This window comes from Peribacillus sp. V2I11 (genome assembly GCF_030817135.1).
Taxonomy (GTDB): Bacteria; Bacillota; Bacilli; order Bacillales; family DSM-1321; genus Peribacillus; species Peribacillus simplex.
This window is the reverse complement of the sequence record NZ_JAUSYW010000001.1, coordinates 2,965,035-2,988,912: the sequence shown is the minus strand read 5'-3', so window position 1 is coordinate 2,988,912 and position 23,878 is coordinate 2,965,035. Positions and strand designations below refer to the sequence as shown.

18 protein-coding genes and 1 other annotated feature are annotated in these 23,878 nt (G+C 41.7%); of the genes, 5 read left to right on the top strand and 13 right to left on the bottom strand.

Translation table 11 applies throughout. The annotated features are described in order from the left end of the window. Positions 1–142: 142 nt before the first annotated feature. A complete protein-coding gene (locus QFZ73_RS14565) occupies positions 143–1,624 on the bottom strand; it encodes a glutamate synthase subunit beta (protein ID WP_307267327.1) in 1,482 nt (493 codons plus the stop codon). Between the two features lie 16 nt (positions 1,625–1,640). After that, a complete protein-coding gene (gene gltB, locus QFZ73_RS14560) occupies positions 1,641–6,191 on the bottom strand; it encodes a glutamate synthase large subunit (protein WP_307267324.1) in 4,551 nt (1,516 codons plus the stop codon). 133 nt (positions 6,192–6,324) lie between these two features. Here gltB and gltC point away from each other — a divergent pair, with 133 nt between their 5' ends. Beyond that, a complete protein-coding gene (gltC, locus tag QFZ73_RS14555; protein ID WP_251434263.1) occupies positions 6,325–7,227 on the top strand; it encodes a glutamate biosynthesis transcriptional regulator GltC in 903 nt (300 codons plus the stop codon). 412 nt (positions 7,228–7,639) lie between these two features. Then, positions 7,640–8,062, top strand: coding sequence for a hypothetical protein (locus tag QFZ73_RS14550; RefSeq protein WP_307267320.1), 423 nt, complete (start codon positions 7,640–7,642; stop codon positions 8,060–8,062). A gap of 617 nt (positions 8,063–8,679) precedes the next feature. Here the strand turns inward: QFZ73_RS14550 and QFZ73_RS14545 are convergent. From QFZ73_RS14545 to QFZ73_RS14500, 10 genes are all read right to left on the bottom strand, one after another. Continuing rightward, positions 8,680–9,327: a hypothetical protein gene (locus QFZ73_RS14545; RefSeq protein WP_307267317.1), complete on the bottom strand. Its 648-nt coding sequence runs from the start codon at positions 9,325–9,327 to the stop codon at positions 8,680–8,682. Then, on the bottom strand, positions 9,314–9,955 hold the full coding sequence (locus QFZ73_RS14540; RefSeq protein WP_251434254.1) for an ATP-binding cassette domain-containing protein: 642 nt from the start codon (positions 9,953–9,955) through the stop codon (positions 9,314–9,316). Before QFZ73_RS14540 ends, QFZ73_RS14545 begins: the two co-directional genes overlap by 14 nt. An 11-nt stretch (positions 9,956–9,966) precedes the next feature. Next, positions 9,967–10,689, bottom strand: a complete 723-nt coding sequence (locus QFZ73_RS14535) for a DUF2705 family protein (RefSeq protein ID WP_251434251.1) — start codon at positions 10,687–10,689, stop codon at positions 9,967–9,969. Continuing rightward, positions 10,682–11,413: a WxPxxD family membrane protein gene (locus tag QFZ73_RS14530; protein WP_307267310.1), complete on the bottom strand. Its 732-nt coding sequence runs from the start codon at positions 11,411–11,413 to the stop codon at positions 10,682–10,684. The genes QFZ73_RS14535 and QFZ73_RS14530 overlap by 8 nt, the downstream gene beginning before the upstream one ends. Positions 11,414–11,424: 11 nt before the next feature. Further along, complete coding sequence (locus tag QFZ73_RS14525; protein WP_307267307.1) at positions 11,425–11,901, bottom strand: hypothetical protein; 477 nt, start codon at positions 11,899–11,901, stop codon at positions 11,425–11,427. A gap of 353 nt (positions 11,902–12,254) precedes the next feature. Continuing rightward, the gene (locus QFZ73_RS14520; RefSeq protein ID WP_307267305.1) at positions 12,255–12,740 is read right to left on the bottom strand and encodes a DUF2712 domain-containing protein; all 486 of its coding nucleotides are present in this window, start codon (positions 12,738–12,740) and stop codon (positions 12,255–12,257) included. Positions 12,741–13,000: 260 nt separating this feature from the next. After that, a complete protein-coding gene (locus QFZ73_RS14515; RefSeq protein WP_373458936.1) occupies positions 13,001–16,168 on the bottom strand; it encodes a S8 family peptidase in 3,168 nt (1,055 codons plus the stop codon). Positions 16,169–16,506: 338 nt separating this feature from the next. Next, the gene (leuS, locus tag QFZ73_RS14510) at positions 16,507–18,921 is read right to left on the bottom strand and encodes a leucine--tRNA ligase (RefSeq protein WP_251434234.1); all 2,415 of its coding nucleotides are present in this window, start codon (positions 18,919–18,921) and stop codon (positions 16,507–16,509) included. Between the two features lie 53 nt (positions 18,922–18,974). After that, positions 18,975–19,206, bottom strand: a binding site (T-box leader). A gap of 156 nt (positions 19,207–19,362) precedes the next feature. Beyond that, on the bottom strand, positions 19,363–19,626 hold the full coding sequence (locus QFZ73_RS14505) for a DUF2524 family protein (protein WP_034310579.1): 264 nt from the start codon (positions 19,624–19,626) through the stop codon (positions 19,363–19,365). A 95-nt stretch (positions 19,627–19,721) separates the two neighbouring features. Next, positions 19,722–20,228 (bottom strand): SMI1/KNR4 family protein, encoded by a 507-nt coding sequence (locus tag QFZ73_RS14500; protein ID WP_251434231.1) that lies wholly within the window; start codon positions 20,226–20,228, stop codon positions 19,722–19,724. Between the two features lie 168 nt (positions 20,229–20,396). On the opposite strand from QFZ73_RS14500, the gene mnmL reads away from it, so the two are divergent. The 3 genes from mnmL (at position 20,397) to QFZ73_RS14485 (ending at position 22,459) form a co-directional block, all read left to right on the top strand. Continuing rightward, positions 20,397–21,356, top strand: a complete 960-nt coding sequence (gene mnmL, locus QFZ73_RS14495) for a tRNA modification radical SAM protein MnmL/YtqA (protein ID WP_307267287.1) — start codon at positions 20,397–20,399, stop codon at positions 21,354–21,356. After that, on the top strand, positions 21,353–21,925 hold the full coding sequence (mnmM, locus tag QFZ73_RS14490; protein WP_307267285.1) for a tRNA 5-(aminomethyl)-2-thiouridylate-methyltransferase MnmM: 573 nt from the start codon (positions 21,353–21,355) through the stop codon (positions 21,923–21,925). The genes mnmL and mnmM overlap by 4 nt, the downstream gene beginning before the upstream one ends. Before the next feature lie 138 nt (positions 21,926–22,063). Continuing rightward, positions 22,064–22,459, top strand: coding sequence for a hypothetical protein (locus QFZ73_RS14485; protein ID WP_251434226.1), 396 nt, complete (start codon positions 22,064–22,066; stop codon positions 22,457–22,459). A 175-nt stretch (positions 22,460–22,634) separates the two neighbouring features. On the opposite strand, the gene QFZ73_RS14480 is transcribed toward QFZ73_RS14485, so the two are convergent. Beyond that, on the bottom strand, positions 22,635–23,798 hold the full coding sequence (locus QFZ73_RS14480) for a helix-turn-helix domain-containing protein (RefSeq protein ID WP_307267279.1): 1,164 nt from the start codon (positions 23,796–23,798) through the stop codon (positions 22,635–22,637). Between the last annotated feature and the right edge of the window lie 80 nt (positions 23,799–23,878).

Genomic DNA, 23,878 nt, shown 5'->3' with positions numbered 1-23,878 from the left:
CGGCGTTTTACTCGTAAATTTCGGCCATTTACTCGTGAATTCCGGCCATTTACTCGTGAATTCCGGCCATTTACTCGTGAGCACCACATTTTCCCACCACAAAAAAAGAAGTACCATTAAGGCACTTCTTTTTTTAAAATAATTAAGGCAATACCGTTGCGCCCATTAAGTAGCGGTCCACTTCCCGCGCTACTTCACGGCCTTCATTGATTGCCCAAACGATGAGGCTTTGCCCTCTCCTTGCATCTCCGGCAGCGAAAACTCCTTCGACATTCGTTCTGTATTCGCCATAAACGGCATCAATTTTTTGATTGACTGTTTCTACGCCAAATTGAGTCAATAACGGCATTTCCGTTCCTTCAAATCCGATTGCAATGAAAACGAATTGTGCAGGCCATACTTTTTCAGTTCCTGGAACTTCCCGGAAAATGTACATTCCGTCATCGCCTTTGATTTTTTCCATTGAAATTGTGTGCAGTTCCTTAACGTTGCCATCTTCATCGGCTACGATTTTTTTTGTTTGGATTGAATATTGACGCGGATCTGCACCGAATTTCGCTTCCGCTTCTTCATACGCATAATCAAGGGAAAAAACATTCGGGTAGGCTGGCCACATATTATCAGATGTACGGGCCGTCGGAAGGATTGGATGCTTCCCGAATTGTACGACGCTCTTACATTCCTGGCGAAGGGCAGTTGCGACACAGTCAGCTCCTGTATCCCCGCCGCCGATGACGATGACGTCCTTCCCCTTAGTGTCTAAAAACTTGCCGTCTTCAAAATTCGAGTCCAACAGGCTTTTAGTCGAAGTCGTCAAGTAATCCATTGCAAGGTGAATGCCAGTTGCTTCACGTCCTTCAATTTTCAGGTCACGCTGCTTTTGGGCACCTGTGCAAAGGATGACTGCATCATATTGATCTTGCAGTTCTTCGGCTGAAATATCCTTGCCTACTTCTGTATTGGTAATGAAGTCGATGCCTTCCTGGGTCAATAATTTGATTCGGCGTGCAACGACATCTTTTTCAAGTTTCATATTCGGGATACCGTATGTCAACAGCCCGCCTGCACGGTCTGAGCGCTCATAAACCGTGACCGAATGGCCTGCTTGATTCAACTGGTCGGCACTCGCCAAACCTGCCGGGCCTGAACCGATGATGGCAATTTTCCTGCCGGTCCTGCTTTCAGGGATGCGAGGCGTGATCCAGCCATTTTCAAATCCTTTATCGATGATGGTCCGTTCAATGTTCTTGATGGTAACGGCTGGATCGCTTATCGCCACCGTACAAGACCCTTCACAAGGGGCCGGGCAGACGCGCCCGGTGAATTCAGGGAAATTATTCGTTTTCGATAAACGGTCCAATGCTTCTTTCCATCTGCCGCGGTACACCAAATCATTCCACTCCGGGATCAGATTATGAATCGGACAGCCTGTCGTTACCCGGTTCAATTCCATGCCCATATGGCAGAAAGGGGTGGCGCAGTCCATACACCGCGCTCCCTGTGTACTTAACTTTTCATCAGAGAAAGGAGCTGTATATTCTCTCCAGTCGCTTAAACGAGTGAGAGGATTCCGGTCTTTTGGTTTTTCTCGCGGATAATCCATAAATCCTGTTGCTTTTCCCATCTTTCTCTCCCCTTCCTTACTGCATCACAGCTTGTTTAGTGATTTTTTTATCTTGAACGGCATTTGCTTGAAATGCACTCATGATCGCTTCTTCATCCGTTAACCCTGCATGCTTCTGCTCATTGATGCTTTTCATCATCCGTTTGTAATCTTTCGGAATGACTTTTACGAATTTCTTAGCGAAATCCTCCCAGTTCTCCAGTACATACGATGCTTTGGCACTCTCTGTATAATGAAGGTGGCTGTAAAGCATTTCTTTTACCTCGTTTGCATCATCCATATTCTCAAGCGTCTCGAATTCTATCATTTCACCATTGCATAATGACTTGAATTCTTCTGCATCATCAGCAAGTACATAAGCGATGCCGCCTGACATGCCTGCCGCAAAGTTTTTGCCGACGTCGCCCAAGATGACCACGCGTCCGCCTGTCATATATTCACAGCCATGATCTCCAATTCCTTCAACGACGACATTGACTCCACTGTTCCGTACGGCAAATCGTTCTCCCGCACGGCCATTAATGTAGGCCTCGCCGCTTGTTGCACCGTATAAGGCGATATTTCCGGCAATTACATTGTCCCCAGCCTCAATTTGATTGCCAGCAGGTGCCGTAACAATGATCTTTCCGCCAGATAAGCCTTTCCCAACATAGTCATTGACATCACCTGTCAAATACATCGACATCCCTTTTGGAATGAACGCACCGAAGCTCTGGCCCGCCGATCCCGTAAAACGAAGTGTGATCGTATCTTCAGGCAACCCCTCTTCCCCATAGCGTTTGGATACTTCACTGCCGACAATCGTTCCGACCACACGGTTCACGTTTGTAATCGGGAAGCTGACATCGACCTGAGTTTGATCATTTAAAGCAGGCTCCACAACTGGTAAAATCTCACGGATATCCAAGGATTCTTCAATTTTATGGTTTTGAGGAAGTTGATACGTACGTATCCCTTCCGGTTGGAAAAGAAGTGTCGTCAAGTCCAGATGCTTCGCTTTCCAATGGTTTCGTGCCCGCTCGCTCACTTGTAAAACATCCGTGCGGCCGACCATTTCTTCCAGTGTTCTAAAACCAAGCTCAGCCATCGTTTCCCGCACTTCCTCAGCGATGAAGCGCATGAAATTCACGACATGATCAGGGTCTCCAGTGAATTTGCTGCGAAGCTCAGGGTTTTGAGTAGCTACCCCGACTGGACATGTATCCAAATGGCAAGCACGCATCATGACACAGCCAAGGACCACAAGCGGTGCTGTAGCAAAGCCGAATTCTTCCGCTCCAAGGATAGCTGCCATGACTACATCGCGTCCCGTCATTAACTTTCCATCCGTTTCAAGGACTACACGGCTGCGCAGGCCATTCAGCATCAATGTTTGGTGTGCTTCGGCAAGGCCCAGCTCCCAAGGAAGACCTGTATGTTTGATACTCGTTTTTGGTGATGCACCCGTACCGCCATCATACCCGCTGATAACGATGACATCTGCTGCTCCTTTTGCCACACCGGCTGCAATCGTGCCTACGCCTGCTTTTGATACAAGCTTGACGCTGATCCTGGCATCTCGGTTCGCATTTTTCAAATCATGGATCAGCTGTGCCAGATCTTCAATCGAATAGATATCATGATGCGGAGGCGGTGAAATCAGGCCGACACCCGGTGTGGAACCACGGACCTCTGCGACCCAAGGATATACTTTGTTTCCGGGCAGCTGGCCGCCTTCACCCGGCTTTGCACCTTGCGCCATTTTGATTTGAAGTTCATCGGCATTAACAAGGTAATGGCTTTTCACTCCAAAACGACCGGACGCAATTTGTTTAATTCCGCTGCGGCGGTCATCGCCGTTTTCATCCAGTTGGTAACGGCTAGGATGCTCCCCGCCTTCACCGCTATTGCTTTTTCCGCCTAAACGGTTCATCGCAATCGCTAATGTTTCATGTGCTTCCTGACTTAATGAACCGAATGACATCGCACCCGTCTTGAATCGGCTGACGATGGATTCCACGGATTCCACTTCATCTATGGAAATGCTTTGGCGCTTTTGATCGAACGAGAATAAATTCCGTAAAAACCCGAGTCTCTCTTCATTCGCCAAGTTTGAGTATTGCTTAAATAAATTATAGTCGCCTTTCCGGCAGGCCCATTGCAGTGTATGGATCGTTTTAGGATTGAAAGCATGATGTTCCCCTGTTTTTCTCCATTGAAAATCACTTCCGCTTTCAAGAGTTTGATCAAGGGCATCGACTGCAGCTTTTCTATGGCGAATCAACGCTTCCTCTGCGATCGTTGCCAAATCGATCCCACTAAGCTGCGATGCCGTACCGCTGAAATAGCGCTCGATCACTTCAGCACCGATTCCGACCGCTTCGAAAATTTGTGCGCCGCGATAACTTTGAATCGTTGAAATCCCCATTTTCGACATCACTTTTACGATGCCTTCTGTCAACGAGCGTACATATTTCCTTACCGTTTCTTCGTGGCTGATGGCCAAACTGCCTTCCAATACGGCCTGCTTATATGTTTCATAAGCAAGGTACGGGTAAATCGCATCCACTCCATACCCGATTAGGGACGCATAATGATGGACTTCCCTTGCTTCCCCCGATTCAACGATAATGCTCACTTTCGTACGGTTCCCATGACGGATCAGCTCCTGATGAAGGGCGCTCGCAGCCAGCAGGGAAGGAATCGCAGCCTTTTCTTTACTCATATCCTTGTCAGATAAAATCAAAAGGCTGACACCATCAGCGATTGCTTGTTCCGCTTCACGGCAGATGCGATCGAGTTCGCTCTCTAAATCTTCTGAAAATAAAGTGTGAATGACTTTGCTCCTGAATTCAGGATAGGCATTTTCTTTCAACTGCTGCATTTGACCTGGCGTCAAAACAGGTGAATCCAATTGAATGCGGCGGCTGTTCGTTTCATCAGGTTTCAGCAAATCTCCTTCCGCACCTAGAAATGTCATCGTTGACGTGACGATCTGTTCACGAAGCGAATCGATTGGCGGATTGGTTACCTGTGCAAAGGATTGCTTGAAATAATTGAAAAGCGATTGCGGGCGATCTGATAAGACCGCTAACGGAATGTCATTCCCCATGCTGCCCAGTGGATCTTTGCCTTCGTTAATGACCGGCAGTAAATATTTTTGGACATCTTCATACGTGTATCCGAACGCTTTTTGCCTGAATAACAAATCACTCAATGGCTCCACTTCGAGCATAGGTTCTTCGTCACTTAATTGAACAAGCTGTTCGTCCAGCCATTGCTGGTAAGGATTTTCCTGTGCCATTTCCGACTTGATCTCTTCATCGGAAACAATACGGCCTTCCTCTAAATCTATTAAAAGCATTCTGCCTGGGCTTAAACGATCTTTATATAATACATTCTCCGGCTCCACATCGATCACGCCGACTTCAGAGGAGAAAATGATGTAATCATCTTTTGTCACATAATACCTTGCCGGCCTTAAACCATTTCGATCCAGGATGGCACCGATTTGCTTTCCATTCGTAAAGGATATGGCCGTCGGACCATCCCATGGCTCCATGAGCATGCTATGATATTCGTAAAATGCCTTCTTTTCCTTCGTCATATGCGGGTTTTCCGTCCATGGTTCAGGGATGAGCATCATCGCCGCATGTGCAGGTTTACGCCCGGCAAGCACGAAGAATTCAAGTGCATTATCAAGAATCGAGGAATCACTGCCGTCTATATCCAGAATAGGCAGGACCTTTTGCAGGTCATCCCCGAATGCTTCAGAAACAAACTGCTGCTCACGAGCTTTCATCCAATTCACATTACCTCTAAGCGTATTGATTTCGCCATTATGGATCAAGTAACGGTTTGGATGTGCCCGTTCCCAACTAGGAAAAGTATTCGTACTGAAGCGGGAATGCACTAAAGCGAAGGCCGAAACGAAAGACTCCTGTTGAAGGTCAAGATAAAAAGCATCCACCTGCTCTGGCGTCAACAATCCTTTGTATACGATCGTAGCACTTGAAAGGCTGGCAAAATAAAAACGATTGCCGCGTTCACGAGCCCAGTTTTCAGCTTGTTTTCTGATAATGAACAATTTACGCTCAAAAGCTAAATCATCGGTCATCCCATCGCTGGCACCGATGAATACTTGGCGGATCGTCGGACATGTCTCCTTGCCGACCTCCCCGATTTTCGTTGCATCAACAGGAACCGTTCTCCACCCTAATAGCGTTTGGCCCTCTTGTTCGATAAATGCATTCAAACGAGCTTCGATTTCATTCCGTTCATCATCATTGTTAGAGAAAAAGAGCATCCCTACACCATAGCGTCCTTTTGCCGGCAAGTTCATTTCCGGGCATGCCAGCCTGAAATACTCATCAGGAATCTGCACCATTAACCCTGCGCCATCTCCTGTAAGGGGATCGCTGCCCTGTCCGCCGCGATGATCTAATTGGCACAGCATATTCAGTCCTTGTTTGACGATGTCATGTGTAGCAAGCCCTTTTAAATGAGCGTATAAACCGATCCCACATGCATCATGTTCAAATTCAGGATGGTAGAGCCCTTGTGCTTTTGGTATTTGATTGTATGTCATATTAATCGCCCCCTTCGTATTCTTACACCGTTATGTCACTTACATTTATTCTAGGTTTTCAAATCGATATAAACAATATATAATTCTAATAGAATCTATCTCGATTTGAGATGAATGGCAGGAGGATGAATAAATGGAACTACGACAATTACGTTATTTTGTAGAGGTCGCCGAGAGAGAACACGTCTCTGAAGCCGCAGAGCACCTGCATATTGCACAATCAGCAATCAGCCGGCAAATCTCCAGACTGGAAGATGAGCTTGGCGTACTTTTATTCGAAAAAATCGGGCGGAATATCCAGTTAACTCCAATTGGTAAAATTTTCTTGATCCATGCCAAAACGGCGATACAGGCGATAGAATATGCCAAATATCAAATTGAGGAGTTTTTGGACCCTGAACACGGAAGCATTAAAATCGGGTTCCCGACCAGCCTTTCCACCCATTTACTGCCTACCGTCATTTCCGCTTTTAAAGATGAGCAGCCGAATATCGGCTTCCACTTAAGACAGGGATCTTATTCCTCTTTAAAGGAGGCTGTCAAAAATCGCGAAATCGGCTTAGCCTTCCTTGGACCGATTCCGACAAACGATCCAGATATCGAAGGTCATATCCTGTTCACGGAAAACATTTCCGCTTTACTGCCCATAACTCACCCATTAGCTGAAAGGCAAAGTCTGCGTCTAAGTGACTTACGAAATGATCCCTTCGTATTGTTTCCAAAAGGGTACATCTTTCACACTATCGCTCTCGAAGCATGCAAAGCAGCCGGTTTCACACCGAACATCGCCTCGGAAGGTGAAGACATGGATTCCATAAAAGGGCTCGTATCTGCCGGAATCGGAGTCAGTCTGCTCCCTGACAGTACCTTTTATGAAGTCATTCCAAGACTGACTGTCAAAATTCCGATCGATACACCCGAAGTCAAGCGGACTGTCGGCATCATCACTCCCAAAAATAGGGACTTGGCTCCATCAGAAAAACTTTTTTACCAATTTGCCAAAAAGTTCTTCTCTGTTCTCGAGCAATATCAATAAAACATGGCGATCCTTCTAAACTGTGAATGTGAATCGAAGATGGGACAGCTCTTCCTAATTGATTTCACTAGACAACTTACAAATAGCCCACTGTTCGAATAACGTATCAAGATTTATTCGTTCAGGAGGAATTCAAATAATGAAACCCACCCATTCACATCTTGCTTGGCATGTAACACTCGAGCTTCATGAATTGGTCGCCGCCAGTCCAATGCCCTTATGAAATTTAAAATAGCTTATCCAAAAATAAAAGACCCCATTTTAAAAACGATATATAGGCAAACGATTGATACCCTTACCTAAAACATCATGGAACTGCTGCAATTTTTCCCATTGACGCCTAAGACGGGCCGGGATGACGATGCATTAAGGGATGACGCATCGGCCGCTGCTGCCGGGGAGTTGCTCGGCTTTGCCAAATCATCCATCAAAAGTTATGCACTTCGATTTCAAAGTTGAGGATACATACAAGGAGATGTCCGTCTTGGTCGAGAAATATGAATTTGGTAAACTAGTTAAGGATGAAAAAGGCCGCATGACAACTGGGGTTGAAAAGAATGGGACGATCATCTTCACTACATCCAAAACGGATGATGACCAAGATCGATCGATGTTCAATATCAGCATTCAAAACGATGGTGGAATGACTACAGCCACTTATCCTGAAACCATTGATGAAAAGGATTCGAGCGTGTCGGGCAGTGCTGGCCAACTCAATATAAACAGTGCAAACAAGCTTGCATTGGCGAGTATATGCAACTCAAGCGGAAATGAAGGCATACGTTCAGTTTCCACTGATTTTTATGGTGATATGGATGGCATATGGACGTGTTGAAGGAATACGATGTTGTCTACCTCCTGAGAAGGAATTCACTAAATGAGCTGACAATTGGAGGGTAAGTTGAATCTAACTTGCCCCTGCACAGTTTATTTTTAGCAGGCTAATAATGATTTCAAGAAAATATGAGGCATTTGAAGATTCAAAAAAGGGGTTGCCATCAAATTAGTGAAGTGAAAAAGTCCAAGCAAATGCTGATTTGTCATTCGATATATGAACAAGTCCAAATTATGGGTATAGGGAAATTTTAATGAAGTAAATTTTTCTACATTTTAAAAAGGGGTTGAAGGAAGAGGTATTTGGGTGTAATCTTTAAAAGTAAAAAACGGAAAGAAGATTATTAATTTGAAGAAAATCATCCTCCTCTTTGCAGCAGTAGTCATTGCGAGCTCTCTCGGACATCAAATAAACGGCGGATATTTGGACCCTCGAAAATCCCGTCCTAGGTATATACATTTAAAATAAGGAATCCGTTTTTGAGCTTGATTCCTTATAATTTCAAGTCAATAAATATTAACATTTTAAGAAACGGTCATGGGATTTGAACCTGTCATAAAGATAATATTGATTGATAGGATATCAAACTTATCAAGCTAGTATTAAATCCCCTTAAATTACTCACTATCCTCATTATTTCTCTCTAATATCAGATCACCCTCATTTGATATAAAGCCATCTTTTCCCGTTTTATCGATATACACGTTATATCCATTTTCCAGTTCAATTTCGATTGGTTTTTTTACATTTTCATCAATTTCCCATTGAATGGTTTGTAAACTTTCGGTTTCCGTTTTATCCTTTATATCGACAAACACCCGGATTGTATGAGATGTCCTGGATAGTACATAATTCCCAGCTTGTATTTCTGCACCGACCTTATAATAACCGGGATCTTTAATGATGGTTTTTTGACCCTTTTTCTCTACTTCTTCAAATTCAGAGGGCTTGAATTCTAATTTTCCTTTAATCGAGAAATTTTCATTCATATGAAAAGGCACCGCATGCAAAACATCATTTTTATGAATTTTATCACCAAAAAAATCCGATTCCTTATCGAGAGATTTAATATCATAATAGCCTGGATCGATATCTTTACCGACAATAATTTTCTGTGATTTCAACATCTTATAGGAAGCAGTATTATTTTGAGTTTTTCTGGTATCTTCACTATCAGATGAAGAAACAAAGAACGCTTTGTATATAAGGAATCCGCCTACTAATACTAGTAAGCTTAATACTGCTATACTTTTATTTAGAGTCAAGAACGATTCCTCCATTATCCATTTTTATATATTCATCCGTTAATGCTTCTAAATCCTGTTTATGATGACTTGTCAATATGATGAGTGCCCCGCGCTCTTTTTCTTCTTTCAAGATTTGATAAACTTGAATGACACCTTCTTCATCGATTGCATTTGTTGGTTCATCCAATAATAAAATATCCGTTTTTTCAAATATAGCTTGGGCGACACTTAAACGTTGTTTCATCCCTAACGAAAACTTTCCTACCTTCATTTTTGAATCAGGATCAAGACCGACTCTTTTTATCGCCAATTTAATATCCTCATCAGTGGTGATGTTCCTGATTTTTGATAATATTTTCAGATTTGTATAGGCATCGTACTGGTGAAGCAGGGAAGTGTTTTCAATAATGACACTAATATTAGAAGGAAATGAAATATCCTTATGGAGAATTTTTTCATTTATCGAAATTTCACCAGAGCTCGGCATGATTAACCCTGCAATCGCTCTAAGCAGCATCGTTTTACCAGAGCCATTTCTTCCATACAAACCATAAATTTTCCCGCCGCAAAACTCATAATTAATATCATGTAAGAGAGTCTTCTTCTTCATCCGTTTATTTAAAGAGCTAATTCGTATTTTTGTCATTGTGCACCTCATTAAATTAAATCCATTTTCTTTAATCGTATAAATGATAAAACACTTAAAATCATTATTATTACGGTTAAAACCATATATGCAAGTACCGGCGATAATCCACCTGATTCAGGTAAATACACCCTTTCAAACATTCCGAAATTGGGAATCAAAAAATATAAGATCCACGTCAGCTTTTGTACTGATAAAAGAACTCCGCCTAATGTAACAGAAAAAAGCACATAAACATTTATCAGCAATAAAGATACTTCCTCCGTAAAATGGAGTTCGAGTGCCATTTGAATAAAAATAAGGACAAAATTGGACATAATATATAGACCTGCTATACAAATAAATGAGTGGAAATCATGATAAAAAAAGGCCTGGTCCACATTATTTATATAAGCGAATACGATAGAGACAAGAAGTTGGATTAAAGATAACCCAGATATAAGGATCATTAACTTCATGATTCTGCTAATCCCTAGTCTCACCCTGCTATTTTCCCTGATCATCTGGTATAGCCCGTAATCGGAAATATATTGCCTCAAATAACCTAACGACAGAAAACTCAGCATAGAAAAGAAAATATACCATGTACCCAATAGAACAAATTTATTATTAATCGGAACTCCGCTAACGATCATGAATCCCGTAAGATCGGCTTTAGATCCATCAAAATAATTAAATAAAAAAATTTGCAAACTGATTACCAACAACATGGTTGAGAAGATTCGTTTAGTCATTTGAAACCTCAACAATGAAATCCTTTTTCTCGATGGCAAATAGCCCAAGTAAAATCATTACAATAGATAGCAATAACTCTTTTCCAATCATCATCAACGATTGATGCCCTGACATTCCGCTGCTTAAAAAAGGATCTATAATATTCAATGCACTGGCAGGTGTCCAATGAATATTCAGATAACTCTTCATCATATATAGGAGAAAACATATAAAAAAGGTCCCTGCCATCGCAATGATTGAATTGGAATAATCAAAAATGTAATAAAAAAGCATTCCAATCGAGAAATAAACACATGTTAATAGCGCTAGATTAAGAAGGCATATGTTCCAATAATTTGAAGATATGAAATGAAATCTATCGAATATGAAAACACCTGTGAAATTAATCAATAAAATGCCCAATGCATATATAAATGAACTTATAAAAACTTGGATTGTCCTTCTTCGGTAAATATGGACTCTTGATGTTAATCGAACCAATATATGCGGATGCTCATCATCAATAAAAAAGCGATAAAATAGTAATAAAGGGATAATATAAATCGTCAGCAAATTTTTAATCGAGAGATAGCCATCTACACTCCCACTTACATCTATGATCAATGGATACGATGGGTCTACTTGCTTTACTTTTAGATAATGAATATTATAGATCATCCATAAACATCCAAATAAAAGTAAAAGCAGCATTGATAAATATACTTTTTTTTGATTAGACTTCATCACTTTTCACCTTATAAAAGGAACCCGACCGTGATTATCGCTAAAAAAAGGATTGTAGATTTAAAGAAAATAAAAATGAAATCTGCTAAGTTCACTTCGTTAAAAGGTTGGATAATCAATGCTAATGAATGATGTAATCCCAAAATTTGCGAGAACCAAATAACAAAGCTTAATGGATACGTATACTTCATATCAGGGAAACACCAACTAAGGACGGTAGCCATCCCTGCACATAAACTAGTGAAAAAACCAAAAAGGATGATATAAATCACATTACTAATAGTAGGCATTGCATGGGCAAGTGTATATAAATGATTTTCAGGGAACAGGTCAGGTGACAAACCCTGGTCAAATTCACCATTCATAAACACCAAATATGTAATAAACATGTTGAATAACAAGCAACAAACAATGACTAAAAAGGAAAATGACATATTTCCGAATAGCATGGTTTTATAGTAAGCAAATCGCCCTTTTTTTGTCGCCATGATATATCGGTATCCTGTTCTGTAGTCTTGGATATAACTATCAGCACACATAATTAATAGAAAAATGGGCAAAAACCATATTAGGATTATTTGCATCATATGGCCTAATGAACTTCCCGCTAAAAAAGTGGCTAAATGGGGTGCTAACGATTCTGATGAATACAGTGTTGATGAAAAATTCCCCATCAGAATGAATATATCAATAATTACAATTGCCAATATACATAACACTATGAACTTTGTTTTTCTATTTTTTGTTAATCTATAATAATAACTATTCATTTTTTCTCCCTTTATAAAACCATCTTGAATAAAGAATCATCCAATATGGCTTCACAATGATCATCATTTTTTTATTTATTATACTCAGTGGTGTAATAAGTATTATATTGTGAAGGTAATATTCTCCCCGTCTCCTCATCCCAGTACCCATTTACCGAATAGCTGTTAGAACTATAATTATTATTTTCTGCTGTTAATCTTACTTCAGTGGCATTGGCACCTGAATTGCCTTTAATATAATGGTTGCGCCCACTATTTTCACCGCCGCTACCAGCTTTAACTTTCACTGCAGGGGATACATTCGTACCATTGCTTTTTTCCAACCAATAAGCAGTTAAAGCATTAGTTCCTTCTGTTGATTTATACATTCTCACTTTCCATGTATTCCGTTCCATAGTCGTTTGGCGATACTCTGTACCTGTGTACGAGTTAGCTTGCTCTTTCTTAATCGTAAATGAATATCCCGAATTGTCATTTCCAGCCTCAACTGAAAGCGTTCCTAACCCAATTGAGCAAGCTAAAATAGTGCCTAATGCTATTACTCTTACTTTTTTCATTTTATTTCCCCCTGAATATTTTATTTTTCAAGTTAACAATACCACTTTATACCTATTTTTCCAATGATTTTTTTGATAAAAAAGTACTATTTTGGATAAATTTATTATTTTACCCTCAATTATCCTGCATATCCTTAAAATAGTTATTTTATAAAACAAGACTTATGTTACTAAAAAAGGACCATTGGCAAGTCAAAAAAAATAGTCGCACAAAAAAAAGCCGTTTAACATGAGAGTTAAACGGCTTTCACCTCTTATTGCTATTTAGATTCTTTAACCGTTACTTTTGCTGCTTTTCCTGTATTGCCCGCTTTGTCTTTTGCTGAGACATATAATGCGGATCCTGCTTTTTTCTTGCTGATTTTGATGGAGAAATTCCCCTTACTATCAGCTTTTGCCGTTCCGATGTTTTTATTGTTGTATTTCACGGTAACGGTTGAACCGATTTCCGCTTTACCAGTTACTTTTGTTGCTTTGTCGTTTACTCCATTCACTTTCGGTGCACCTGGAGCGGTTTTATCTTTAACCGTTACTTTTGCTGCTTTTCCTGTATTGCCCGCTTTGTCTTTTGCAGAGGCATATAATGCGGACCCTGCTTTTTTCTTGCTGATCTTAATGGAGAAGTTCCCCTTTTTATCAGCGGTTGCCGATCCGATATTTTTATTGTTGTACTTCAAGGTAACGGCTGAACCGATTTCCGCTTTACCTGTTACTGAGGTAGCTTTATCGCTTACTTCATTCACTTTCGGTGCATCCGGGGCTGTTTTATCGAGAACAGTCACGGTTGCCGCCTTGCTTTCACGTTTTGCTAAGTCCGTAGCTGTGACTGAAAGTTTAGTGCCAGCCTTTTGCTTGCTGATTTTCACTTTGAAATTCCCTTTGCTGTCCGTGTTACCTGAACCAATCACTTTTTTTGCGCTATTTTTGATCGTGATTTTCATGTCTGCTTGTGATTGACCCGTTACATACGTATCTTTGTCACTTAAAGCTTTTACAGTTGGCTTGTTAGGGGTTGCACCCTTATTCACGTATACTTTGATTGAAGATACTGCTAGTTTGGAAGAATCAGAGATATTCACAGTAAGCAGCTGCTCCGCTTTTTGGACCGGAATAGTAACGGTGAACGTTCCGTTAGCTGCCGCCGTTCCTTTACCGAGCGTTTTGTTTCCGCTTTTCACTTCGATTACTGAACCTTTTTTAGCTGAACCAGTCAGTTTTGTTTGCGTATCCATCACAAGATTGACTTTAGCTTGTAAATCCACTGCACTAAGTGCACTGTACGCATTCAGCCTTCCATACCCAGAGACTAAATCTTTTCCGACAGGCAGTTCTTCTTCCGGTATTATGATTTCTCCATCTTCTGGTTCATAGCCCTCATAAGGGTCTACATTATCTTCTTCTTCAAAAGCAACATATTCCGATGTCTCATGAAGGATTTCCCTTACTTCATTCACTTTCAACCCAGGGTTTCCGGATAATAACAAGGCTGTAGCTGCCGCAACATGCGGAGCTGCCATTGATGTACCATCCATGTAGGTAACATTCCCATTAGGTACAAGGCTCGGGATGCCTGTCCCTGGAGCGACCATGTCCAATTTCGATCCATAATTGGAATAATCGGAAACTAAATCAAGGGCATTGGTTGCACCGACGGATATGGCGTATTTAGAAGATGCAGGATAAGATAGACCATCCGTACCATCATTACCGCTTGCTACGACAACCATTACATTCTTGGCAGCGGCATGTTTCAAGGCATATTCAATCGTCCTGCTATATCCTCCGCCCAGGCTAAGGTTTATGACCTTGGCACCATGGTCCACGGCATATTTAATGCCTAGTGCAACTTTCTCCATGTCTCCAGATCCTGAAGAATCCAAGACCTTTACAGGCATGATTTTAGCTGCTGGATTGATTCCTTGCATGGAATATCCATTATCGGCTTTGGCAGCGATGATTCCGGATACATGTGTACCATGGCCATTGTCATCGACTGCATCTACTTTCTTATCAATGAAATTCTTGCCTAAGTCCATGCGGACCGTATCTTTCAAATCCGCCAGTGAATCATCGACACCTGTGTCGATAACAGCTACCAATGTATCTTTTAAATTACGTTTCTTAATAAGGTTCTGCAGTTTTTCGTTATCTATGTCCGCTCCCTTTATGCCCTCTTCTCCACCAGCGTTATCTAAAGACCATTGATACGGTGATTGAATATCGGCTGAAAGCGCTTTGTACGTTTTTACCGCTTCGATATATTCCACTTCTGGAAGGTTTTCAATACTGGATAGAGCTGCTGTGCTCATTTCAGCTTGATTCTTTAACTCTACAACATACATACCATCATACAGAACCTCTTGTTGCTTAGGTGCCGATAATGTTCCAAATCCTTTTCCGCTTACCTTGGATTGGACAGCGCTTAATGACTTCCCAGGTTTAAGTTTGACGATATATTTGTTCTTTATATTTTTCGAAGCCGGAAGTTCGATTCCCGCTTTGCTTGCGATATCGACGATTCTCTCGCCTGCAAGCTTATCAAGATTGATTTTCTTTGCAATGCCGTTCATATCCTTTTTCAGCCCAGCTGGAGCGACGCCTGCCGCCTTGTTGAATAAAGCTTTAATCGCTTCTTGCTGCTTGTTGCTGATGACCGCCGTACTGCTTGCTCCATTTTCATTAAGATCCTCAATAAGGGGCTTAATCTCGACTAAGTGATTATAAACGGCTTCCCTTGCCGTTTTATTACCAGCAAGATGAAGAGCCAGGAATGGCGAAGCCTTATAGTATAAAGAAGAAAGGGTGCGTCCCTCAGACGACTTCGTGAGAACTTCATCTCTAAACACACGGAGTGTTTTCAACATCGATTCTCCCGTTTTCTTATCGTTGACACTTAGTTCAACCGGGCATGACTCGAGGTCCTCCCCTTCGTCCCCAGAAGATGGCGGCAATGTCACTGAATGCGCATTGATTGAGTATTCAGCTACATTTTCCGCATCCGGGATGGGATTTCCCTCATCATCCGTATCGCCGAAATATTCAACTTTAACATAATACGTGCCTTCCCAAGCATATGGGAAATCGACTACAGCTTTTTCATCAGGATAAGAAGAGACAGAATAATTGCTCTCATCTTTTTCTGCTTTTTCTTTATCTTGATATACGGAGATATTCAAGATTTTGTCCGAATTGACTTCGAACTCAATATGGGAGAACTTTTGTATTTCTTCTGTTGTGGGACTGATTTCGTACCACTGAACATCCGGCTTTTCAAACTTTCCGTCCAGAGTGTCCCCATTTTTAATCGTTTTTACATTTTCAATGGGTGTTACAGCTGCAGCTTTAGAATTTAGTGGAACCATCAAGCTGAAAATCAGTGTAAAAATTAGTGCACACGCCGTAATTCGACTCACATTCTTAAATTTCACGGTTTCCCCTCCAATAATTGGTTAAAAAATAACAGTACTATACCAAACTATCACACTGTAAAATTTTATCAACCAATTTTTTCCCTTTTTTATGTCAAATGCTTGATTTATTTGGCCATCAAGCCGAAAAATGATTCTCATGTACCAATTAAGCAAGATATTTGAGTTCCGATGGTCATCTCATGACGATATTCGATGTCAACATTCGGTAGTTTCATGTTAATAGATTTAAATCGGCGAAAATCCTAATATGACCTTTTTCCCATGGTCAGCCAATGCCACGAAAAAAAGCTGTCCCAGCAGTAAAAATATGCGGGACAGCTTCCAATCATTTTTATTTAGTTTGCGACGATATTGACTAATTTGCCTGGTACGGCAATCACTTTACGAATGGTTTTTCCATCGATTTGTTCTTTGATGGAATCATCACCCATCGCGATTTCTTCCAGTTTTTCTTTCGTAGTGTCAGTCGGCACCATTAATTTCGCTTTGACTTTTCCGTTGATTTGGATGACGATTTCTACTTCGTTATCCACTAACTTCGCTTCGTCGAAAGCCGGCCATGTTCCGTACGTGATGCTCTCGGAATGGCCCAGTTTAGACCAAAGTTCCTCTGCAATGTGCGGTGCAACTGGTGCAAGCAGCTTTACGAAGCCTTCGATATACACCTTAGGAAGAGAATCTGCTTTATAAGCATCATTGATGAATACCATCAATTGTGAAATCGCCGTATTGAATTTCAATTCCTCATAATTCTCGGTCACTTTTTTAACAGTTTGATGATAGACTTTCTCGAGCTTGCCCGTGTCATCCGTCTCTGTCATCTTATCTGTGATCGTACCGTCATCGTTGACTAATAAACGCCAGATACGGTCAAGGAATCTGCGGGAACCGTCCAATCCGTTTGTGGACCAGGCAATCGAAGCATCCAATGGCCCCATGAACATTTCGTACATGCGAAGTGTATCGGCACCATGGCTTTCAACGATATCATCCGGGTTCACGACATTCCCTTTGGATTTACTCATTTTTTCATTATTCTCGCCAAGGATCATTCCTTGGTTAAATAGGTTTTGGAATGGTTCCTTCGTTGGCACGACACCGATATCGTACAGGAACTTATGCCAGAAACGAGCGTAAAGCAAGTGAAGCACTGCATGCTCAGCGCCGCCAATATAAATGTCGACCGGCATCCATTCTTTTAATTTTTCAGGATCTGCAAGTGCTTCCTTGTTGTCAGGATCGATATAACGAAGGAAGTACCAGCTGCTTCCTGCCCACTGTGGCATCGTGTTTGTCTCACGTCGCCCTTTTCGTCCGTTTTCATCCGTTACATTCACCCATTCCGATATGTTCGCAAGAGGTGATTCGCCTGTACCTGAAGGCTTGATGTCCGTAGCTTTCGGTAAAATCAATGGAAGATCTTCTTCCTTCACTGAAGACATCGTGCCGTCTTCCCAATGGATGATTGGAATCGGTTCACCCCAGTAACGCTGACGGCTGAATAACCAGTCGCGAAGGCGGTATGTTATTTTCTTCGTACCGATTTCTTTTTCTTCCAGCCATTTGATCATCGTCGAAATGGCATCTTCCTTATTCAATCCATCAAGGAATTCCGAATTCACATGAAGTCCATCACCTGTATATGCTTCACTTGTCACATCTCCGCCAGCTACGACTTCCTTGATCGGCAAGTCGAACTTAACTGCAAATTCATAATCACGCTCATCATGGGCAGGAACGGCCATGATTGCACCTGTTCCGTAGCTGATCAACACGTAATCGGCAATCCAGATCGGCATTTTTTCGCCGTTTACAGGGTTAATGGCATAAGCCCCCGTGAACACACCCGATTTATCCTTTGCCAAGTCTGTTCTTTCCAAGTCGCTTTTATGTTTCACTTCATCTAAATAGGCTTCAACTGCCGCCCTTTGATCAGCCGTCGTAATTTTATCGACAAAGTGATGTTCAGGTGCCAATACGGCATATGTTGCACCGAATAACGTATCCGGACGAGTCGTGAATACCGTGAATGTTTCATCAAAGCCATCGATATTGAATGTAACCTCCGCTCCCTCGGAACGGCCAATCCAGTTACGCTGCATATCCTTGATGTTTTCCGGCCAATCCACATCATTCAGATCGTCGATTAAGCGGTCTGCATACGCCGTGATACGAAGCATCCATTGTTTCATCGGACGGCGCTCAACCGGATGTCCCCCACGCTCACTTTTCCCATCGATGACTTCTTCGTTAGCCAATACCGTGCCAAGTGCCGGACACCAGTTAACGGCCACTTCATCAATATATGCCAGGCCCTTTTCATATAATTTCAAGAAGATCCATTGCGTCCATTTGTAATAGTCGGGATCTGTCGTGTTTATTTCGCGATCCCAGTCATAAGAAAAACCAAGGGCTTTGATTTGGCGGCGGAACGTGTTGATGTTGTGCTCCGTGAATTCAGCTGGATCATTTCCCGTATCGATCGCATATTGCTCTGCCGGAAGTCCAAAAGCGTCCCAGCCGATCGGATGCAATACATTATACCCCTGCGCCCGTTTCATCCGTGCAAGGATATCGCTTGCGGTATAACCTTCCGGATGCCCCACATGAAGACCGGCCCCTGAAGGATATGGGAACATATCCAGCGCGTAGAATTTACGTTTGCCGCTTTCTTCACCCGTTTTGAATGTCTTATTGCCTTCCCAGTACTTTTGCCATTTCGTTTCTATGCTTCTATGGTCAAAACTCATTTGATTTCCTCCTAATTTCCGTATAAAAAACAATAAAAAACCCCTCATCCCAAAATAGGGACGAGAGGATTATGTATATCTTCCCGCGGTACCACCCACATTGGCGATAGCTAAAATCCGCCCAGCTTAAAACATCCGTAACATGGATTAAAACGCCAGGCATTACTTTTCACCTTCACACCCGGGACTCCAAGGCGAGTTCACGATGATCCCAGGTTGACTTGCACCATCCGTCAACTCTCTTTACTGGTTTAAACCGCTACTATTCCTCATCATAGTCTTTATGAGAATATTGGATTTTATTTCATTCTAGTCAATTTCACCGATAATTGCAATAGCCGTACATAAACATTATCGACAGGTTTTTCATTATATATGCGAATTCAGGAAAATTCGTGCAAAAAAAAGGGAGCTATGCATTCATAGCTCCCTTGCTTCCCTTTAATGTCGCAGTAAAATCATTTCATTCCTCAATTCATTCAACTGCTGCTTCATCCGCGAAAGCATTTCCCGTTGCTGGTCATTCGAACTGGCATACAATCGTTCCATATCCGTCAAAGCCTCTTCGATATACCTTTGCGAATTTTGAAATTGTTCATCATCATAATGCTCCTGCCGTGAGGCCTCGTTAAATTCAAACTCTGCAAAATGGAGAGCCCCTTCACATTGCTCTAAAAAATGATCGACGGATTGTCTGGTTGCCATGTCAAACCCTCTCCTTCGCGTCTCATTTGGATGATTCGGAATCATCTTTTCTAGTTTGAGCAAATAACGGGTGGATTATCATTTTTTTTGAGCAATCAACCTTTATCCCAAAACTTCTCACCTTGATGGGAAATGAACTGCTCGATCCATTCGGCAAAGCCCATATGGAGCTTCTCGCCTTCTTCAAAATCATCGATATGGCCTTTTACCATTAAATACTCCTTATCGCCTTTAGCGACGGCTTCCCCATCGATGACGATATTATCTTGATAAATGCAGGCCACTTTATAGCATCCCTCGTAGGGATTCTCATATGTGTAATTAATGATATCATCCAAGCTGTATAAATCATTTTCCCCGCCCGATTCGACATTATCGAACAGACGGCATCCATTCGTTATTTTTAAAAACTCCTTATAATCCTCGGGCAGAAGCAGTCCGGTTTTCTTTTCAAAGGAATGAATTTGTTCATCCGAAGCAGGTGAATTGAAGGTGCAAGTGGCTTTGTATATGAACCCATCTTCATTTACTTCGATCACCTGATTATTTTCGGCTAATTTCTTTTTCATTTGATTAATCGCTTCTTCAACTTGACCGGTCATGTCCATCAGCTCCCGATAGGATATAGTCATTCAAAGATATACTGGAAATAGCAGCAAAATGTTTAGCCCTCAAGTATACAGTATACGCTTTTTTTTCAAAAAAAGACCTAGCTGCGAGAATGTTGTATAATATATGTTGCGCTTTATTTTATTTAGGAGGTTGCTGATTTGAATCAAGCAAACCCGTTTATATATGCAACGGATAACAAACGATATCATACATGGAATTACCACCTTAGGGAACATTTTGGTCATAAGGTTTTTAAAGTTGCACTTGATGGCGGTTTTGACTGTCCGAACCGTGATGGCACCGTCGCACATGGCGGCTGTACCTTCTGCAGTGCCTCTGGCTCTGGTGACTTTGCTGGCAGCAGGGTCGAACCCCTCGACGTCCAGTTTAAGAAGATCAGCGAACGGATGCATCATAAATGGAAAGATGGAAAATATATGGCCTATTTCCAAGCGTTCACCAATACGCATGCACCCGTGGCAGAGCTTCGCGAGAAATATGAAAGTGTATTGACCCAGGAAGGTGTCGTCGGACTCTCGATCGCTACGCGCCCGGATTGCCTTCCAGATGATGTGGTCGAGTATTTAGCGGAATTGAACGAACGCACTTACCTTTGGGTGGAACTGGGTCTCCAGACGGTCCATGAAAAGACCGCGACGATGATCAACCGTGCCCATGACTTCGATTGCTACAAAGAAGGCGTCGATAAACTGCGTAAACACGGCATCCGCGTGTGCTCCCATATCATCAATGGCCTTCCTCAGGAAGATTACGACATGATGATGGAAACTGCCCGTGAAGTCGCCAAACTCGATGTTCAGGGGATAAAGATCCATTTACTTCATTTATTAAAAGGGACACCGATGGTCAAACAATATGAAAAAGGCCTGCTCGAGTTTCTTGACCGTGACGATTATGTCAGCCTGGTATGTGACCAGCTGGAAATAATCCCTCCAGAAATGATCGTTCACCGCATTACGGGTGACGGTCCGATCGATTTGATGATCGGTCCAATGTGGAGCGTCAATAAATGGGATGTCTTGAATGCCATTGACGCCGAATTGAAACGCCGCAACAGCTGGCAGGGGAAAAATCATCACATGGAGGTACAATCATGAAGCTTGATCGAATTTTGCCATTCGCCAGGATTCTGCTGGAAAAAGCGGTCCACCCCGGGGATATAACCATAGATGGCACGATGGGCAACGGCTTTGATACGGTCTTTCTTGCAGGACTTACAGGTGTAAACGGACATGTCTATAGTTTTGATATTCAGAAAGAAGCGATCCAAACCACAACGGCGAAACTGAACGCCGAGAATTTACAAGAGTGTTGCACCCTCATTCACGATGGGCATGAACATTTAAGCAAATACATCAGGAAAGAGCATTCCGGAAAGATCACGGGTGCCATTTTCAACCTAGGCTACCTTCCTGGCGGAGACAAATCAATTATCACCCAAGCCGATACGACGATATCAGCCATTGAACAGCTGTTCGAACTGCTGGCGCCTGAAGGCATCATCATCCTCGTCATTTACCATGGTCATCCAGGGGGATCGGCAGAACGGGATGCATTGATGGATTATGTACAGAACTTCCCTCAACAGAAAGCCCATATCCTGAAATACGGGTTCATCAACCAAGCAAACAATCCACCATTCATTGTCGCGATCGAAAAGAGATGATGACTTTTGACACCGTTCTATACGAACGGTGTTTTTTCAATCCACACTCACATGCAGCAGAATTACCAATCATAACTTTTTGAATTTTGCGTCTATAATGATTATAATTAATAGCAAATAGATAAGAGGGTGCAGAAAATGGAACATTTGCCTACTTCATTACTGACGGATATCTTGACTGAAAAAATCAAAAGGGATTCAAGTGAACAATACGGGGAATTTGTCAGCTCGCTTAACTCGTTGACAGAAAAACAAAAAACCATGGAGGACCTCAAACAATTCGATCAACATTTTGATAAGTTCCTGCCACAGCTCGATTTAATGATTTCCACACAAAACCATGAAGCGATCATGAATATGAAAGCGACGCTTTTGGACCTATTCGCCAATGACCTAACCTTCAAATCCATTTATCTTCTATCCACTGCATTATCCAATAAAAAAGAACTTACACATTTGAACCAGTTTATGTACCCGGTTACTTTCTGGGCACCGGTCATCAAGTCGAACGAATTGCTTAAAAACGCAGGCTGATCTATTCAAACAAAGCTGCTCAAAATCACCAGCAGCACATTAGAAAACAAAAATAACAGAGACTCCCTTCATTAGGAAGTCTCTGTTGCTTTTTCACCAAGTGGATATCATTATCTTTCTTGAATCGCTTGTGCAATCCATATTTTATAATATTTACCAACTACATTAACATGCTTCATATGAATATTATCTCTCTCGTTGTTCGATACTCACTTGGTGAAAGCCCCACTACCTTTTTAAAAATTGTACTGAAATAGTTGGGCGTATTAAAACCTTGTTCAAAAGCAATTTTTTCTATCGTTTGATCGGTGTGCCGCAAGAGCCATACTGCCTTTTGGATACGCACAAATGTTAAATAGGAAACGAAGCCATGACCAGTTTCTTTTTTAAATATTCTACTAAAATATGTTGGACTAAAATTAACTTCATTTGCCGCTTGTTGAATCGTCAAGTTTTCCGCGAAGTGTTCAGTAATATAATCTATGCTCGTTTGTACAGATAGATTCGTTGGAATTTCATCGAAATAGCGTAGGGATAATCGATGTCTGGGCGGACTCCTCCGAGCCGTTCTTGCTTCTTGATAAGACTTTTTTAAACCTGATAACTCTCGATGGATAGAGCCCACACCTATATATAATTGAATGCCATATTGATGCTTCAAGTGATCTATCAGTTCAACGATTGTCTTTTCTCCTTCCTCCCAATAACACGGAGCAGAGATACCTTTAGGAATTTTCAGCGTAAACAATAAATGCTTCCTAAAGGGAAGAAAGTAGACATCATGTTCAATAGTGGCAAACGCTTTCATTAGCTTTCTTTGAATTACGCTCGAAGCCTGCCACCCCTCGTTCTCCTCCCTCTTTGGCGAAAGCACCAAACCTTGAATGAAGTACACCACATTCGGGATCATCCCTTTTATTAAAAAGGTTTTCATCTGCTCAAGAGCTACTTCTTCTCTAAGAATACTCTGTAAAAACAGTTCATCGATTGGATAATCTTCTTCCTGTTCAAATGTAACCATGTTCCTATTAGATGAACCCAGTACTTTTTTTATATTCCGATAAAATAAATGCTTACTAATAGGTTTGATGAATAACGATGGTAGCTGAAGTTCAATCGCAATAGGGGCCGTTTGTATCATCGAGGCGTCAATCAATGGAAACAAGAGTAAATTTGAATGCTTTTTGAGCAATCTTCTTACCTTTAACCAATCAAATGGCGTATTGATTTCCATTATTATAATCATTTCATCGTTACAGAATGTCTCTAAGTCATCTCGGAGAATTAGTTTTTCAAAAAAAGGATGCGCTAGCCAAGTTACAATTTTTTCTTTTTCCATCGAATCGTTCACTAATAATTTTACACAATACGCCATGTTCCCCCCTATTTTGACAGAAAATTCTATTTATTAACCATTAT

Excerpts from the sequence above, each read along its gene's own strand:
- QFZ73_RS14565 (WP_307267327.1), bottom strand. The coding sequence starts at position 1,624 with ATGGGAAAAGCAACAGGATTTATGGATTATCCGCGAGAAAAACCAAAA.
- gltB (WP_307267324.1), bottom strand. The coding sequence starts at position 6,191 with ATGACATACAATCAAATACCAAAAGCACAAGGGCTCTACCATCCTGAA.
- gltC (WP_251434263.1), top strand. The coding sequence starts at position 6,325 with ATGGAACTACGACAATTACGTTATTTTGTAGAGGTCGCCGAGAGAGAA.
- QFZ73_RS14540 (WP_251434254.1), bottom strand. The coding sequence starts at position 9,955 with ATGACAAAAATACGAATTAGCTCTTTAAATAAACGGATGAAGAAGAAG.
- QFZ73_RS14535 (WP_251434251.1), bottom strand. The coding sequence starts at position 10,689 with ATGACTAAACGAATCTTCTCAACCATGTTGTTGGTAATCAGTTTGCAA.
- QFZ73_RS14530 (WP_307267310.1), bottom strand. The coding sequence starts at position 11,413 with ATGAAGTCTAATCAAAAAAAAGTATATTTATCAATGCTGCTTTTACTT.
- QFZ73_RS14525 (WP_307267307.1), bottom strand. The coding sequence starts at position 11,901 with ATGGCGACAAAAAAAGGGCGATTTGCTTACTATAAAACCATGCTATTC.
- QFZ73_RS14520 (WP_307267305.1), bottom strand. The coding sequence starts at position 12,740 with ATGAAAAAAGTAAGAGTAATAGCATTAGGCACTATTTTAGCTTGCTCA.
- leuS (WP_251434234.1), bottom strand. The coding sequence starts at position 18,921 with ATGAGTTTTGACCATAGAAGCATAGAAACGAAATGGCAAAAGTACTGG.
- QFZ73_RS14505 (WP_034310579.1), bottom strand. The coding sequence starts at position 19,626 with ATGGCAACCAGACAATCCGTCGATCATTTTTTAGAGCAATGTGAAGGG.
- QFZ73_RS14500 (WP_251434231.1), bottom strand. The coding sequence starts at position 20,228 with ATGACCGGTCAAGTTGAAGAAGCGATTAATCAAATGAAAAAGAAATTA.
- mnmM (WP_307267285.1), top strand. The coding sequence starts at position 21,353 with ATGAAGCTTGATCGAATTTTGCCATTCGCCAGGATTCTGCTGGAAAAA.
- QFZ73_RS14485 (WP_251434226.1), top strand. The coding sequence starts at position 22,064 with ATGGAACATTTGCCTACTTCATTACTGACGGATATCTTGACTGAAAAA.
- QFZ73_RS14480 (WP_307267279.1), bottom strand. The coding sequence starts at position 23,798 with ATGGAAAAAGAAAAAATTGTAACTTGGCTAGCGCATCCTTTTTTTGAA.